Source organism: Streptomyces sp. NPDC059649 (genome assembly GCF_042734445.1).
Lineage (GTDB): Bacteria > Actinomycetota > Actinomycetes > Streptomycetales > Streptomycetaceae > Streptomyces.
Map to the genome: position 1 here is coordinate 57,111 of NZ_JBHWDV010000013.1, position 15,543 is coordinate 72,653.

Consider the following 15,543-nt stretch of genomic DNA (forward strand, 5'->3'; position numbering starts at 1 on the left):
CGCCACGGCCGCCGCGCCGGACCGGCATCCGGTCCCGCTGGTGATATGGGTGCAACACCAGCAAACTCGCCCGTAGCGGGCGCAGCGCCCTGGAGGTGGCCGCATGGACCGGGACGGCTCGGACGGCGCGGGTCGGGACGCCGACGACGCCCGCGTACGGGCCCGTCTGCGCCTCATGGAGGAGGCCGCCGAGCGCATCGGCACCACCCTCGACGCGCAGACGACCTGTACCGAGCTGTCCCGTTTCCTGTGCCAGCACATCGGCGACGCCGCCGCGGTGGACCTCCTCCCCGACGACGCCACCGCGGCCCGCCGGCCCGCCGAAGGCCCCGTACTCCGCCGGGTGGCCTCGGCCGGCCTGGTCAAGGTGCTCGAAGCACGCTTCCCCGGCGACGACCCGGAACGCCCGGACGCCGGTGCACCCCTCCTGCGCGCGCTGGCCGAGGACCGCCCCGTCACCGCCCGGGCCGTCCTGTCCGGCGGGATGTCCGCCCAGGCCCTCGCGGTGCCGCTGTCCGCCCACGGCCGCCGCCACGGCGTGGTGCTCGTCCTCCGCGCCGGCGGCAGCTTCCACGAGGACGAGACCGCCACCGTCCTTCATGCCGCCCGCCTGGCGGCCGCCCATCTCGCCCACGCCCGCCGGCACTCCTCGGTGCAGCGCACCGCGATGGACCTCCAACGGGCGCTGCTGGCCGAACCGGGCCGCCCGCACCCCAACCTCGACCTCGCCACCCGCTACCTCCCCTCCGGCAGCAGCGCGCTGGTCGGCGGCGACTGGTTCGAGACCGTCCGGCTGCACTACGGGCGCACCCTGCTCGTCATGGGCGACGTCATGGGCCACGGACTCGACGCCGCGGTCGACATGAACGCCTACCGCTCCAGCCTCCGCTACGTCGCCTCGACCGATCTGCCGCCGCACCGTGTCCTGCGCCAGCTCGACACCGCGGTGGCCGAGGACGAGTCCCGCCGCCCGGCGACCTGCCTGCTCGCCCGGGTGGACCCGGCCCGCGGCATCGCCGGTTTCGCCAGCGCCGGCCACCTCTCCCCGGTGGTCTTCGGCGGCGATCGCACCGCCGACCTGCTGCGGCTCCCCGTCGGCCCGCCCCTGGGCACCGGCGCCGGCGGCTACGAACAGATCACCCGCACCCTCACCCCCGACGACACCCTCCTGATGTTCACCGACGGCCTGGTCGAACGCCGCGGCGAGGACATCGACACCTCGCTCTCCCGGCTCGCCCGGCTGCGCCTGCCCGCCGGAGCCGACGTCGAGCAGGTCCTCGACGAGGTCCTCGACCACCTCGACGGTCTGCACGCCGAGGACGACGTCGCCGTCCTCGCCGCCCGGATCCGCCGCCATCCGCTACCTCCCACGGCCCGGGACGACTCCGTCGCGCGCTGACGGGGCGTAAGGGACGGGCCGGCCCGGTTCGTGACCCCGCGGACGGACCGGAGAGCGGCGTGGAGGAAGATGCCCACGTGGCAAACAACGCAGACAGCAAGGAAGTTGTGCGGCCGAAGGCCATGAGCAGGGGCACGGTGGCAGCGCTCTCGGTCGCCGTACTGCCCTTCCTCGCCCTGGCGGTCCTCCTGGGGCGAACCGACACCGACAGCGCCTCCGGGGTGCGCAACGAAGGCCCGGCCTATCCGGGGCCGCACCCCACCATGATCGGCTATCTGCACGAGGAAGAGGGCAAGGACGACTGGATGGTGCTCGTCCCCGCCACCGACAAGCGGTGAGGACGCCGTCCCTGCCACCGACAGGCGGTGAGGACGCCGTTCCTGCTACCGACAAGTGGTGAGGACGCCGTCCCCGCCCGCCCCGAACTGAGGGCGCTGGACTGCCCGTTGGGGAGCCGGCCCCCGACCCGGGTGACGGGTGCCGGCCTACGATCGCCCGATGACCACCGTATTGATCATCGGCGCGGGTGACATGGGCGAGCGGGTCGCCGACGGGCTGGCCGCCGGCAGCCGGGTGCGGCGCCTCCTGGTGGCGGGCCGGTCCGCCGCCGCGCGACGCCGTGGCGGCGACCGTGGCCAGCGCCCGCGACTGCCTCGTGGAGACGGTCCGGCTCGACGCGTCGCGGCCCGACGAGGCGGCCGAACTGCTCACCACCACCCGCCCCGACCTGGTCGTGCACGGCGCCTCGCTGCGCAGCCCCTGGGCGATGTCGGACCGCCCCGACCCGGCGGCCCGGGCCGTCGCCGCCGCCGGTCCCGGCCTGCGTCTGCCCTACCAACTCCCGCTCATCCTTTCCGTGATGCGGGCCGTGCGCGCCGCCCACCACACCGGTCCGGTGGCGAACCCGTCCTTCCCGGACGTGACCGGCCCGGTCCTGGCCCGCCTCGGCCTGGCGCCCACCCTCGGCCTCGGCAACGCCGCGCGATCCAGCTGCGGGTGCGCGCCGCCATCGCCTTCAACGAGGACAGGGCCGTCGGCGACGGCATCGAGCGCACCGACGACGACACCGTCCACCTCACCGCCGCCGTCCACCGGGCCGTCGCCGACCTCGCGCCGGACCTGGCCCACCCCCTCGCCCCCGACGACCTCGCACACCGCGCGGCCCGGCTCGACGCCGTACTCGCCCGCCACGCCCACTGACGAACCGGCCCCAGGGAGCGTCCCCCAGGGCGTCCCAGGGGGTGTCCCCAGGCCATCCCCGGGGGCCGGTCGCCAGGCCATCCGGGGGGTGTCCCAGGTCAGCGCCCCGGTCGGTACGATCTTCAGCCGTTGCCGGTGCCGCCGCGCGCCGCGGCGCCACCCATCCGACGTCTTACGGGGGATCGCACATGTTCGGAATCGTCAGGCCCTGCAGCCATCGCCTGTCCCAAGGGCTCAAGGCCGAATGGATGGCCCACCTCTGCGGTCTGTGCCTCGCCCTGCGCGGCGACCACGGACAGTTCGCCCGGGTCGTCACCAACTACGACGGGCTGATCGTCTCCGTCCTGACGGACGCTCAGACCGGCCGCACGGAGGACCGCCGGCGCACCGCCGGACCCTGCCCGCTCCGCGGTATGCGCACCGCCTCCGTGGCGCAGGGCGAGGGCGCACGGCTCGCCGCCTCGGTGTCCCTCGTGCTCGCCTCGGCGAAGATACGCGACCACGTCGCCGACCGGAACGGTCTGCTGCGCCGCCGCCCGGTGGCCGCCGCCGCGCGCCGGGTCGCCGCAGGCTGGGACCGGGCCGGCGCCCGTACCGGCGCCACCCTCGGCTTCGACACCTCCGTCCTCGTCGACGCGGTCGACCGCCAGCCGGCCATCGAGCAACTGGCCGGGCCCGGCACGCCGTTGACGGTCATCACCGAACCGACCGAGACCGCGACCGCCGCCGCCTTCGCCCACACCGCCGTACTCGCCGGGCGCCCCGGGAACGCCGCGCCGCTGGCCGAGGCCGGCCGGCTCTTCGGGCGGCTGGCCCACCTCCTCGACGCCGTGGAGGACCGGGCAGCGGACGCCGCCGAGGGCGCCTGGAACCCGCTCACCGCGACCGGCGCGAGCACCGCCGACGCCCGCCGGCTGTGCGACGACGCGCTGCACGGCATCCGCCTCGCCCTGCGCGACGTGGAGTTCACCGACTCCGCCCTGGTGCATGTGCTGCTGGTGCACGAACTCCGCCGGTCGGTGGACCGCGCCTTCGGCACCGCGGCGTGCTCCCACCAGGGCCACGCCCAACAGCCCTCGTACGGTCAGTCGCCGCAGTACGGTCAGCCGCCGCAGTACGGTCAGCCGCCGCAGTACGGCCAGCCGCCGCAGTACGGTCAGGCGCCGGGGGGCGGTCCGTACGCGCCGGCCGGCGGTCCGTACGCGCAGGGGCCGCACGTGAATGCGCCGCAGAACCCCTACGCGGGCGGATCGGTGCCGCCCGGTGGCCACGGGGGTGGATACGGGGGTGGATACGGCGGCGGCCATGGCGGCGGCCCTGGCGGCGGAGGCATCGGCGGGGACGGCGGCGGCTTCCCGCGCCTCCCGCACCAGCCGAAGAAGCCCCGGGGCTTCCTCGCGGGCTGCGCGGTGGCCATCGGGCTGTGCTGCACCTGCAAGGTGTGCTGCGCGGACGAGTTCGAGGGCCCCTGGTCGCGCAAGAAGCGGGAGGGCTGCTGCCAGTCCTGCGACGGCTGCGACGGCGGCTGTGACGGTTGCGACTGCTGCAACTGCTGTGAATGCTGCGGCTGCTGCGACTGCGGCTGAGGTATTGGCGGCTGAAGCGACGCCGCGTCAGTGACCGGCTGACATGGCTGGCATGGCTGACTGACGGACTCAGTGACGAGAACGGGGCGGCCACGGCAGCGTGCCGTGACCGCCCCGTCGTCGGGTGCGACTCGGATCGGGCGCCCGATCGGCTCCGGTCAGGCGCCCGGTCGGCTCGGATCAGGCGCCCGGCGGCACCCGGGACGGGCGGCCGGAGCCGCGGGTGACGGAGTAACCGGCGATGCCTCCGAGCGCCGCGAGCAGCCCGCCGGCCGCGGTCCACAGCCAGCGGTCCGACCACCAGCCGGAGGACCAGCCACCGTCCGGCTCCGCCATGGCCGCCGGCCGCGGCGACGGCGTCGCCCCGTCGGACTGCGGCGTGGCCGTACCGGCTCCCGGCACCAGGGGAGCGGCGAGCGAGCCGTCCACCGCCTGGGCACCGCCCTGGTCCGCCGTGCCCGCCTCGACCTTCGCATGGACCGCCAGCCCGAGGTCCTCTTGCGGAAGATCGACGACCGTCAGGCGAACGTAATAGCTGCCGGGCAGCGGATCGTTGGCCCACGGCTCCGCCCAGGCCCGCACCGTGCGCAGCGTGCAGGTCAGCTGGACGGAACCGGCGTCCTGGGCCGCGGCCTTGGACGGAGCGCCGTATTTGCAGGGCTGCCGCCGGCGCAGTCCGTCGTAGACGTCCAGCTGCCAGGTGGCCGCACCGTGCCGGGCGGCGGCCGGCAGGGTCACCGTCGCGGTGACCGTGGCGCGCTGTCCCGCGTCGACCGGCAGCACCCAGTACAGGTAGTCACCGGTGGACGCGTCGGCCGTCGCCGGCTGTCCGGGCTTGATGGCCGTCGCCGTACGGAACGAGGTCCCGGCCTCGGTCGGCCCCGCGTCCGTGCTCGCGCTCGTGCTCGGGCTCGGGGTCGCGGAGTCGGCCACCGCGGTCCCCGCCACACCGAGGAGACCCGCCCCGGCCAGCACGGCGGTCATCAGCATCCTGCGTACGGTGCGCATCAGTTGGTCCTCCAGACGGAGACGCGCCAACGGGAGATCCAGCCCCAGACCAGACCGGCCACCAGCCCGGTGAGGGCCAGCGTGATCAGCAGCCACCAGCCGTGGCCGAGACCGAAGAACGCCGCGTCGGAGGCGTCGCTCGGACCGTCGACCACATCGATGGCCAGCTCGACGGGCATACCGGGCTCGGTCTTGACCGAGGGCGGCGCCGAGAAGGAGTTGCTGACCTGGAGACAGACCGTCTTCGCCGGCGGCTCGTCCGCCCCGTCCGGGGCATCGGCCGGCGGCTCGGGGTAGCGCAGCCCCGACGAGATCACATCGGTCCGTCCGTCACCGGCCTCCGCACCGCGGACCAGCTCCCGCCCGTGCTCCGTCGAGGCCCGCAGCAGCACGCCGTAGTCGTTGTTGACGGCCCGGTCGGCGGCGACGCTCACCGAGGCCCGGAGTTCCTGGCCGGGCCGGACGTCGACCCGGTACCAGCGGTGCTCGGCGAACTTCTCGCGGTCGCTGTACAGCCCCGGCTTCAACTTCGGCGCCCCGTCACAGCTCTGCGCGCCCTTCGTCGCCACCGGCGTGACGACCGGATCGGCCGTCCGCTCCACCAACTGGTGGACACGGTCGCGGAGTTGCTTGGTGTGCTGCACCGAGGTGTACGTCCCGCCGGTCGCCTCGGCGATACAGCTCAGCTGCTTACGGGTCTTGGCGTCCGGCAGCAGACCGAGCGTGTCGACGGTGAGGTGGATGCCCTGCGCGGCGATGTCCCGGGCCACCTGGCACGGGTCGAGCGGGGCGCAGGTGTCCTCGCCGTCGGTGATCAGCACGATCCGCCGGGACCCGTCCCCGCCCTTGAGATCGTGCGCCGCGCCCAGCAGGGCGGGGCCGATCGGCGTCCATCCGGTGGGGGCGAGCGTCGCCACCGCGGTCTTCGCCTCGGTGCGGTCGAGCGGCCCGACGGGGTAGAGCTGACGGGTGTCCTTGCAGCCGGTCTTCCGGTCGTCACCGCGGTAGTCGGCGCCGAGCGTCCGTATGCCGAGCTGGACGCCGTCCGGCACGGCGTCCAGCACCTCGTTGAACGCCTGCTTCGCGGCGGACATCCGGCTCTGACCATCGATGTCACGGGCCCGCATCGAGCCGCTGACGTCGAGGGTCAGCTCCACCTTGGGAGCGGTCTTCGTATCCGGTTCCCCGGCGCTGGCGGGTGTGGGAAGGAGGGCGACAGCCATCGCGGCCAACAGCCCGCACACCCCGGCCGCCAGCCGTTTTCTTGTGATCATCGCTGGATCGTATGGACAAACCCGCCCCACTCCAAAACGACCGCCGGGGGCGACCGCAGGGGCAGTTGGAGCTTGGCAACGGGGGCAACGGGCAGCCACGGGCCACCCCCGAGCCTGCTGGGGCTGGGGCTGGGGCTGGGGCTGGGGCCGGGAGCCGGGGCGCCGGGGGCAGGGGGCGGAGGGCACGCCTAGCGGCTGCCCGGAGGTGTGTGCTGCCCGTCGCTGCCGTGCAGTCTCGCTGCCGGCGGCGCGTCATCCGTGCGGTCCGCCGCCCATGACGCCTCGCCTCGCCTCTCCTCGCCTCGACGCGCCGCCTCCCGCATCAACCCCGCTTCAGTGCGGCGCGTCAGCCCTTGCGCCGTACGACGATTCAGTCCAGCGCGTCGGCCATCCGTCCGACCGCCTCGGTGAGCACCTCGGGGGAGGTCGCCAGGTTGAGTCGTACATGGCCGGCTCCGCCGGTGCCGAAGTCCGGGCCGGGGCTGAGGGCCACCCTGCCGTGCTCCAGGAAGAACGCGGCGGGGTTGTCGCCGAGGCCGAGCGGACGGCAGTCGAGCCAGGCGAGGAAGGTGCCCGCGGCCGGGCGGTAGCGGACCGCGGGCAGTCGCTCGGCCAGCAACCGGGCGAGCAGTCGGCGGTTCTCGTCGAGCCCGGCGCGCAGCGCGTCGAGCCAGCCGCCGCCGTCCCGCAGTGCGGCCGTGTGCGCGAGCACGCCGACGTGGCTCGGGCCGTGGCCGACCTCCTCCGGCATCCGCGCCAGATCCCCGGCGGCCTCGGGACCGGCGACGGCCAGCGCGGCCTTGAGCCCCGCCAGATTCCACGCCTTGGACGCCGACATGAGCGAGAAGCCGCGCTCCGTGCCCGGCACGCTCAGGTACGGAACGAAGGTGGCGTCCATGGCCACCACCGGTGCGTGGATCTCATCCGCGACGACCCGTACGCCGTACTCGTCCGCCAGCGTCGCCACCGCCGTCAGTTCCTCGGCACTGTGCACCGTGCCGGTCGGGTTGTGCGGGCTGCACAGCAGGTACGCGACCCGGCCGCGGCCCGCAACGGCATCCCGGAACGCCCCGTCCAGCGCACCGAGATCGATCCGCAGGTCGGGACCCAGCGGGGCCTCCACGACCCGCCGGTCCATATGCGTGAGGAACTGGTAGAACGGCGGATACACCGGGCAGTTGACGACCACCGGGTCGCCAGGCCGGGTGACCAGCTTCAGCACCTCGACGATGCCCAGCATCACGTCGGGCACGATCGCCGTGCGCTCCACGGCGAGGCCGTGCCAGCCCCACCGCTCGCCGGCGAAACCGGCCAGCGCCCGGGCGTACGCCGTCCCGGCCGGATAGCCGGTGTCCCCGAGCGCGACCGCGTCAGAGATCGCCCGCACGACCGGTGCGGCCAGCGGTACGTCCATCTCGGCCACCCACAACGGCAGCACATCGGCCGGGTAGGTACGCCATTTCATGCTCGTCCGCCGCCGCAGCGTGTCGAGGGAGAGCGCACGCAGCGGGTTCGCGTCGGCGGGCACGTCGGGCGGCCTGGGCTCCATGAGGCAACGATAGGCGCGTCGGCGCGTTCAGGTGGCGGTGAGCACCAGAGCGGCCTGGTCGTCGTTGGTGGCATCACCGGCGAACGCCGAGACCGCCGCCGTGACGGACTCCAGCAGCGCGTCGGCCGAGGGAGCCGGGCCGGGCACCGCGACCAGCGCATCGGCCAGGCGCTGTTCCTCGAAGAACTCGCCGTCCGCGTCACGGGCCTCGGTGATGCCGTCGGTGACCAGCACCAGGCTGTCACCCGGGGAGAGCACCACCTGGCACGGGCACCCGCCGACCCCGGGCGCTATGCCCAACAACTGCCCAGGTTGGGAGAGTTGCTCCACCGGGCCCTCGGCACGGCGTATGAGGGGCGGCACATGACCGGCGCGCATCACGTCCACGACGAGCCGCGCATCCGCGCGCCGCAGTTCGCCGTATATGAGCGACACGAAGGTGTCCTCGCTCGTGCCCTCGATGAGCGCGTCGTTGATGGCCGCCACGACAGCCGCCGGGTCGTGCAGAAGGCGTGCCGCGACGCGCGCCGTGTGACGGACCATTCCGGTCGTGGTGGCGGCCGCCGCGCCGCGCCCGCAGACGTCGCCGATGATCAGCGCCCAGCGGTCGTCGGGCAGCGGGAAGACGTCGTAGAAGTCCCCACCGACGTCAAGCCCTTCGCCGGCAGGGTGGTACGACGCCGCCAGCTCGGCGCCCGGCACGACCGGAAGCTCCGGCGGCAGCAGACCGGCCTGCAACTCGCGGGCGAGCCGGACCCGGTCGGTGAACTGGTGGGCGTTGTCGGCACTCGACGCGGCCCGCCGCGCCAGCTCCTCGGCCAGCGCGATGACATGCCCGTCCAGGTCCCGGTCCATGGTGAGCAAGGTCAGCACCCCGAACGTACGGCCACGGGTGGCCAACGGGACACACACGTAGGCGGGCACGGCGGGGCGTCCGGGAGCGGCGTGGGCGCGGGGACTTCCGTCCGGGCGGCTGTGGCTGTCGAGGCCGGTGCCGCCGCTCTCGAGACCGGCGGTACGGATGAGGCCCGACTCGGTGGCGCCGGAGGCCAGCACCCGGGCGACCGCGCCGTCGATCTCGTCGCTCAGCCCGGGAGCGGACAGCAGACTCTCGCCGGCCAGGCCGTCCGAGGCCACCGCGATCCGATGGGTGTGGCCGTCCTCGACGACGTGCACCGTGCACAGCGACGCCAGCGAGGGCACGGTCAGCCGGGCCAGACACTGCAGGGAGTCGAAGTAGTGCGGTTCACGGGTGATGGCGGTGCTGGCGTCCAGCACGAACGCCAGGTCCTCCCGGGCCTCCTTCTCCCGCTCCTGAGCGGCCTGGCCGGCCTCCAGGGCACGGCGGCGCTCGATCGCCAGGGCCGCGATCCGGGCGAACGCCCCGCTGAGTGCCACGTCCTTGTCGTCCGGGGCCTTCGGGGTCCGGTGGTACATCGCGAACGTGCCCAGCAGCTGCCCGTCAGCGTCCAAGATCGGGGTGGACCAGCAGGCCGCGACCCCGGCCTGCCGCGCCAGCTCCTGATAGCCCTCCCACCGGGGGTCGGTGGCGATGTCCGTGACGATCACCGGAGCGCGCAGATACGCGGCGGTGCCGCAGGAGCCGACGTCCGGGCCGATGGCGACCCCGTCGATCGCCTCGTTGTAGAAGGCGGGCAGGCTGGGACCGGCCCCGTGCCGCAGATGTGTCCCGTCGGGATCGGCGAGCAGCACCGAGACGATCAGATCCGGGGAGAACTCCTCGATCGCCCGGGCCATCCCGGTCAGGATCTCGCCGAGCGGTGCGTCGCGCGCGATCCGCTCCAGCAGCACCCGCTGCTCGGCGGCGAGTACCTGGGCGTCATGGTGCGCGGTGGTGTCCACCGCGATCACGACCACCCCGTCGACGGTGCCCGCCGCGTCCCTCCGGGGCTCGCAGGTGAAGTCGAAGTACCCCTCCCGTTCCGTTCCCGGCGTGCCGAGCACCAGCCGGGCACCCCGGGCCCGGTAGGCGGTGCCGGTCCGGTAGACCTCATCGAGCCGGTTCAGTACGCCCTGCGGCTCCAGCTCGGGCAACAGCTCGCCGAGCGGAGCCCCGATCTGCCCCCGGTCGCCGCCGACCGCCTCCAGGAACGCCGGATTCGCCGCCTCCAGCCGATGTCCCGGCCCGCTCAGCGCAGCAAAGATCACCGGAGCCTGGTCGAAGAGGTCCTCGTACTCCGTGCTCCGCCGGTGCAGGGACCGGATACGTTCGGTGACCGGTCCGAGGCGATCCGTGGACATGGCAGGGTGCCCTCTCGTGCGTTCGCCGGTTGCGCTGTCGCGTCCTCTCTTAACTCTGACATATCGGGCATATGCCCACGGGCTCCGAGTGGCCGTCCGACTCCGCCGCCCGGCGTCGCCCGGTGGGCCCACCTGCCGGAATCCCTCGGCGGCACGCCGGGCGCCGCCACCCCGCCGGCCATCGGGTTCCGTACGCTGACCTGGCCGTCTCGCCGATGGCTGGACGCTTTCGCGGCACGACAGGAGCGCACGATGCCCCCCTCCGCCCCCGCGGGCTCTTCCACCCCGCCCGCACCGCGGCAGCGCCTGCGAGCATGGTTGCTGGAGGGGCTGGCCGACATGGCCAAGCGCCATCCCGGTCCGCACGCCGGCCCGCAGAGCGCCCATCAGGGCCAGCGGTGGTGGCGGGTGATGTGCCTGACGGGTGTCGACTACTTCTCCACCCTCGGCTACCAGCCGGGTATCGCCGCCCTCGCGGCCGGGCTGTTGTCGCCCGTGGCCACGATCGTCCTGGTCCTTGTCACGCTGGCCGGGGCTCTGCCGGTGTACCGCCGGGTGGCGAAGGAGAGCCCGCACGGCCAGGGGTCGATCGCGATGCTGGAGCGGCTGCTGTCCTTCTGGAAGGGCAAGCTGTTCGTCCTCACCCTGCTCGGCTTCGCCGCCACCGACTTCCTGATCACCATCACCCTCTCCGCGGCCGACGCCGCCACCCACCTGGTGGAGAACCCGCACGTCAGCAGTGCTCTGCACGGCCGGCAGATGCTCATCACCCTGATCCTGGTGGCGCTCCTCGGCGCGGTCTTCCTCAAGGGCTTCCTGGAGGCGATCGGCGTGGCGGTCGTCCTGGTCGGGATCTACCTCGGCCTCAATGCGGTGGTCGTGCTGGTCGGCCTGTGGCACGTCCTCTCCGCACCGCACGTCGTGCCCGACTGGACCCAGGCGCTGACCACCGAGCACGGCAACGGCCTGGCCATGATCGGAGTGGCCCTCCTGGTCTTCCCGAAGCTGGCCCTGGGCCTGTCCGGCTTCGAGACCGGCGTGGCGGTCATGCCCCATATCGAAGGCGACGCCGGCGACACCGAGGAGCGCCCCACCGGGCGGATCCGCGGTGCGAAGAAGCTGCTCACCACCGCCGCCGTGATCATGAGCATCTTCCTGATCATCACCAGCTTCATCACCACCCTGCTGATCCCCGAGCCCGCCTTCAAACCAGGCGGCCCGGCCAACGGGCGCGCCCTTGCCTACCTCGCCCACGAGTACCTGGGCTCCGCCTTCGGCACGGTCTACGACATCTCCACCATCGCCATCCTCTGGTTCGCCGGCGCCTCGGCCATGGCGGGACTGCTGAACCTCATGCCCCAGTACCTGCCGCGCTACGGCATGGCACCGCACTGGGCGCGGGCCGTGCGCCCGATGGTGCTGGTCTTCACCGCCGTCGCGTTCCTGGTGACCTGGATCTTCGACGCCAACGTGGATGCCCAGGGCGGTGCCTACGCCACGGGTGTGCTGGTGCTCATCAGCTCCGCCGCGATCGCGGTGACCATCGCCGCCCGGCGGAGCGGGGAACGCGGCTGGACCATCGGCTTCGCCGTGATCGCGGCGGTGTTCCTCTACACGACCGTGGCGAACGTGATCGAACGGCCCGACGGAGTGAAGATCGGTGCCTGTTTCATCGCCGGGATCATCCTGCTGTCGCTGCTCTCCCGGCTCGCCCGGGCCTTCGAGCTGCGGGTGACCAGCGTGGTGCTGGACGACATGTCCGAGCGGTTCATCCGCGACGTCGCCCACCGCGAGATCCGGTTCATCGCGAACGAGCCCGACCAGCGTGACCTGGCCGAATACCGCGACAAGCTCCAGCAGATCCGCACCGACAACGACCTCCCGGCGGACGACGACTTCGTCTTCGTCGAGGTCACCGTCAGCGACCCGTCCGAGTTCGAGAGCGAGCTGCGGGTACACGGGGAGGTCCTCCACAACCGTTATCGGGTGCTCGCCCTCGAAAGCTCCACCATTTCCAACGCGCTGGCCGCCCTGCTGCTGCATGTGCGCGACGAGACGGGCAAGCGCCCGCACATCTACTTCGAGTGGACCGAAGGCAATCCCTTCGCCCAGTTCCTCCGTTTCTTCCTCTTCGGCCAGGGCGAAGTCGCCCCCGTCACCCGCGAGGTCCTTCGCGAGGCCGAACCCGACCGTTCCCGTCGCCCCCGTGTCCATGTCGGCTGATCCTCAGCGGGTGAACGGCTGGACGGACTGGGCATGGCGGAAGACGTTGCGTGGGTCCCAGTACTCCTTGACCTCCTGCAGCCGTGTGTAGTTGTCGCCGTAGTACAGACGGTGTGAGGATTCGCCGGAGGTGTTCCACTCCGGATCGTCGAGATCGGTGTCCGGGTAGTTGATGTAGCAGCCGTCGGTCACCGGTGCCGGCCGATCGTCCGTCACGGTGCCGTCGGGTGCCAGCACCGGAACTCCGCCCGTGTCGGCATAGGCATCGCGGTAGAACTCACGGATCCAACGGAGATGGGGCGCCGCGATCGAGGGATCGGCGTCGGCGTCGTGGTGGTCGGCGACACCGTCCTTGTTGACGTCCCGCTTCCAGCTCCAGTAGGTCTGGTATTGCAGTTTGAGCACCGAACTTCGCTGGTAGACCGCCGTGTCGGAGCTGTCGGGGACGTTGATGGCGCCACCGTAGGAGTCGACCTGGAGCAGTGCCTGCGGATTGTCGTAGTCCGCCCGGGTCAAATGACGGAAGATGGCGTCGAGTTGGTCCTCGGTGAATCCCCGCGTCATATACGCCGACTTGTATTTGCCGCACTGGTTGTCACCGGAGCCGTTGAGCGTCTGGGCGGCCGTCAGCCAGGGCAACCGGGTCGGTACATGCAGTCCGCCCATGGGTGCGTGTTCGCCCATCCGCCGGTCCAGCGGCGTCGGTTCGACGCCGAGGTCGAGGGTGACCCAGTCCAGGAAGGCGTTGAGCCGCTGAACGCTGTCCGGCCTGGTGGCATCGAGCTGGGTGATCAGACCGATCTTGCCGTTGGCGCGGTGGTTCAGCTTCAGCAGGGTGAACATGTCGGTGTAGTCGCCGCGGAGCGACTCCGGGAGCTCGGGGGTGTTCTCGTACTCGAAGAACAGCCCGTAGTTGCGCACCAGGGACTTGAAGCGCTCCGGCTGGTCCTCGAGCTCCTCCCACGGCCAGGCGATGGCATGCAGCAGCACCTGCCCCGGGGGTTTGGGCAGACCCTTGAACCAGTACCGCGTCACCACACCGAAGTTGCCGCCGCCCCCGCCGGTGTGCGCCCACCACAGGTCCCGCAGCTCCGGCTCGGGGGAGTCGCGGCGGGCGACCACCACCTCGGCGTGCTGCCCGTCGCGGACGACGACGACCTCGACCGCGTAGAGATAGTCCACCGTCAACCCGTGCTGCCGGGACAGCAGGCCGTACCCGCCTCCCGACACATGACCACCGGCGCCGACGGAGTAGCACGACCCGCCGGGCAGTGCCACGCCGAACGGTGCGTAGAGGTGAGTGGCCACATGCCAGTTGGTGGCACCGGACTCGACGCAGTACGCGCCCATCTCCTGGTCCAGATAGGCCCGGTCCATCTGCCCGACGTCGAGGATGACGCCCACGTCTTCACCGCAGACGAAGTTCTCGTAGCAGTGGCCTCCCGAGCGGACCGTGATGCGGCGGCCAAGGCTCTCGTCGGAGCGGTGACTCGCCAGGTACTTGTTGAGCGCGGCGACGGCCTCGCCGGTCGAGCCGATCACGGACACATAGTCAGGTGTCGCGATGAAGCGTTGGTTGAAGCCCCTTCTCAGCGCCTCGTAGCGCGCGTCTCCCGGAGCTACTTCGATACCGCTCTCGATGCTGGCACTGATCTGAAATGCGGCCATGGTGGCCCCCTACGACGATGGATCGGTGGCGGGTCTGACGGCTGCGGACCGCCCACGCGACACTGCGTGGACAACTCTGCGTAGCCATCGCCCTCGTTTGATTACTATCCGTGATCGCCGTGTGCCTGTGAATGCCCGGAAGGTGTGCGTCCGACGACGTCATGTTGACGCCCTGCCGTCGATGCCCGGCCGTCCCGCTTCGGCCTCAGCCGACCGATGCTCCGCCCCCGGCCTGGCCCTAGCCTGGAAGCGTGGACGGTGGCCTGGTCACGGTGTTCCTGTGCGGGGATGTGATGCTCGGTCGCGGGGTCGACCAGATCCTCCCGTATCCGGGCGATCCCGCGCTGCGTGAGGGCTATCTCGACGACGCCCGCGCCTACGTCGAACTCGCCGAGGCGGCGAACGGACCGATCCCCCGTCCGGTCGGCTTCGCCTGGCCGTGGGGAGAGGCGCTACCCGTCCTTGACGAGGCCGCCCCCGCGGCCCGGGTGATCAATCTGGAAACCAGCGTCACGCGCAGCGGCTCCTTCGCGTCCGGCAAGGAAGTCCACTACCGGATGAATCCCGACAACCTCACGAGCTTGACCGTCGCACGCCCCGACGTCTGCGTCCTGGCCAACAACCACGTCCTGGACTTCGGCCGCGACGGACTGGTGGAGACGCTCGACGTCCTGGCCGGCGCGGGTCTGCGGACGGCGGGCGCCGGCGCGGACGCCGACGCCGCGCGGCGTCCGGCGATCGTCCCCCTCAACGGCGGTCATCGCCTCCTGGTCTTCTCGTTCGGCCTGCCGACCAGCGGCATCCCCTTCTCCTGGGCCGCGACTGAGGACCGGAGCGGGGTGGCGTTCTTCTCCGAACCGTCGGAAACCGTGGCAACCGGTCTGGCCGCACGGATACGGCAGCTCAAGCGGCCGGGTGACATCGCCATTGCCTCGGTCCACTGGGGCCCCAACTGGGGCTACCGCGTCACCCGCAGCGAGGCCGTCTTCGCGCGACTGCTCCTCGACGGCGGCGTCGACGTCGTGCACGGCCACTCCTCGCACCATCCGCGCAGCCTGGAGGCCTACCACGGAAAGCTGGTGATCCACGGGTGCGGCGACTTCATCGACGACTACGAGGGCATCACCGGCTACGAGCAGTACCGGGACGACCTGCGCCTGCTCTTCCTCGTCTCGTTGGAGCAGCCGACCGGCAGGCTCCACGACGTGCGCATCGTTCCCCTCCAGGCCCACAGGATGCGCCTACGGCACCCGTCCGCCCGTGACTGCGACTGGGTGCAAAGACTCCTCGACCGCATCAGCACGGGCTTCCGCCCCTGCTCCACCGCGGAGGGGGACGGCCACGCTCTCACCCTCCGACCGCTGTGACGCCGAC

At 72.1% G+C, this 15,543-nt stretch carries 11 protein-coding genes; 6 read left to right on the forward strand and 5 right to left on the reverse strand.

Annotated features, from left to right (window positions below; translation table 11 throughout):
* The first annotated feature begins 103 nt into the window (after window positions 1–103).
* From ACFV1J_RS16670 to ACFV1J_RS16685, 4 genes are all read left to right on the forward strand, one after another.
* The gene (locus ACFV1J_RS16670; RefSeq protein ID WP_385858651.1) at window positions 104–1,399 is read left to right on the forward strand and encodes a PP2C family protein-serine/threonine phosphatase; all 1,296 of its coding nucleotides are present in this window, start codon (window positions 104–106) and stop codon (window positions 1,397–1,399) included.
* 77 nt (window positions 1,400–1,476) lie between these two features.
* Window positions 1,477–1,737: a hypothetical protein gene (locus ACFV1J_RS16675; protein ID WP_385858653.1), complete on the forward strand. Its 261-nt coding sequence runs from the start codon at window positions 1,477–1,479 to the stop codon at window positions 1,735–1,737.
* Window positions 1,738–2,395: 658 nt separating this feature from the next.
* Window positions 2,396–2,599 (forward strand): hypothetical protein, encoded by a 204-nt coding sequence (locus ACFV1J_RS16680; RefSeq protein ID WP_385858655.1) that lies wholly within the window; start codon window positions 2,396–2,398, stop codon window positions 2,597–2,599.
* A gap of 188 nt (window positions 2,600–2,787) precedes the next feature.
* On the forward strand, window positions 2,788–4,185 hold the full coding sequence (locus ACFV1J_RS16685) for a DUF5685 family protein (RefSeq protein WP_385858657.1): 1,398 nt from the start codon (window positions 2,788–2,790) through the stop codon (window positions 4,183–4,185).
* A 180-nt stretch (window positions 4,186–4,365) separates the two neighbouring features.
* Here the strand turns inward: ACFV1J_RS16685 and ACFV1J_RS16690 are convergent, their stop codons facing one another.
* From ACFV1J_RS16690 to ACFV1J_RS16705, 4 genes are all read right to left on the reverse strand, one after another.
* Window positions 4,366–5,193 carry a hypothetical protein gene (locus ACFV1J_RS16690; RefSeq protein ID WP_385858659.1) on the reverse strand — a complete coding sequence of 276 codons (828 nt, stop codon included), beginning with the start codon at window positions 5,191–5,193 and terminating at the stop codon, window positions 4,366–4,368.
* Window positions 5,193–6,467, reverse strand: a complete 1,275-nt coding sequence (locus tag ACFV1J_RS16695) for a VWA domain-containing protein (protein ID WP_385858661.1) — start codon at window positions 6,465–6,467, stop codon at window positions 5,193–5,195. The genes ACFV1J_RS16690 and ACFV1J_RS16695 overlap by 1 nt, the downstream gene beginning before the upstream one ends.
* A gap of 370 nt (window positions 6,468–6,837) precedes the next feature.
* Entirely contained in the window at window positions 6,838–8,016 is a 1,179-nt protein-coding gene (locus ACFV1J_RS16700) for a MalY/PatB family protein (RefSeq protein WP_385858663.1), read from the reverse strand.
* A gap of 27 nt (window positions 8,017–8,043) precedes the next feature.
* Window positions 8,044–10,278, reverse strand: coding sequence for a SpoIIE family protein phosphatase (locus tag ACFV1J_RS16705; RefSeq protein WP_385858665.1), 2,235 nt, complete (start codon window positions 10,276–10,278; stop codon window positions 8,044–8,046).
* A gap of 252 nt (window positions 10,279–10,530) precedes the next feature.
* Here ACFV1J_RS16705 and ACFV1J_RS16710 point away from each other — a divergent pair, with 252 nt between their 5' ends.
* Window positions 10,531–12,501 (forward strand): amino acid transporter, encoded by a 1,971-nt coding sequence (locus ACFV1J_RS16710; RefSeq protein ID WP_385858667.1) that lies wholly within the window; start codon window positions 10,531–10,533, stop codon window positions 12,499–12,501.
* A 3-nt stretch (window positions 12,502–12,504) separates the two neighbouring features.
* Here the strand turns inward: ACFV1J_RS16710 and ACFV1J_RS16715 are convergent, their stop codons facing one another.
* Window positions 12,505–14,169 (reverse strand): FAD-dependent oxidoreductase, encoded by a 1,665-nt coding sequence (locus tag ACFV1J_RS16715; protein ID WP_385858669.1) that lies wholly within the window; start codon window positions 14,167–14,169, stop codon window positions 12,505–12,507.
* A gap of 251 nt (window positions 14,170–14,420) precedes the next feature.
* Between ACFV1J_RS16715 and ACFV1J_RS16720 the strand changes: the two genes are divergently transcribed.
* Window positions 14,421–15,536, forward strand: coding sequence for a CapA family protein (locus tag ACFV1J_RS16720; protein WP_385858671.1), 1,116 nt, complete (start codon window positions 14,421–14,423; stop codon window positions 15,534–15,536).
* Window positions 15,537–15,543: the final 7 nt, after the last annotated feature.

Coding starts and splice junctions, on each gene's coding strand:
- ACFV1J_RS16670 (WP_385858651.1), top strand. CDS start 104: ATGGACCGGGACGGCTCGGACGGCGCGGGTCGGGACGCCGACGACGCC.
- ACFV1J_RS16685 (WP_385858657.1), top strand. CDS start 2,788: ATGTTCGGAATCGTCAGGCCCTGCAGCCATCGCCTGTCCCAAGGGCTC.
- ACFV1J_RS16690 (WP_385858659.1), bottom strand. CDS start 5,193: ATGCGCACCGTACGCAGGATGCTGATGACCGCCGTGCTGGCCGGGGCG.
- ACFV1J_RS16695 (WP_385858661.1), bottom strand. CDS start 6,467: ATGATCACAAGAAAACGGCTGGCGGCCGGGGTGTGCGGGCTGTTGGCC.
- ACFV1J_RS16700 (WP_385858663.1), bottom strand. CDS start 8,016: ATGGAGCCCAGGCCGCCCGACGTGCCCGCCGACGCGAACCCGCTGCGT.
- ACFV1J_RS16705 (WP_385858665.1), bottom strand. CDS start 10,278: ATGTCCACGGATCGCCTCGGACCGGTCACCGAACGTATCCGGTCCCTG.
- ACFV1J_RS16710 (WP_385858667.1), top strand. CDS start 10,531: ATGCCCCCCTCCGCCCCCGCGGGCTCTTCCACCCCGCCCGCACCGCGG.
- ACFV1J_RS16715 (WP_385858669.1), bottom strand. CDS start 14,169: ATGGCCGCATTTCAGATCAGTGCCAGCATCGAGAGCGGTATCGAAGTA.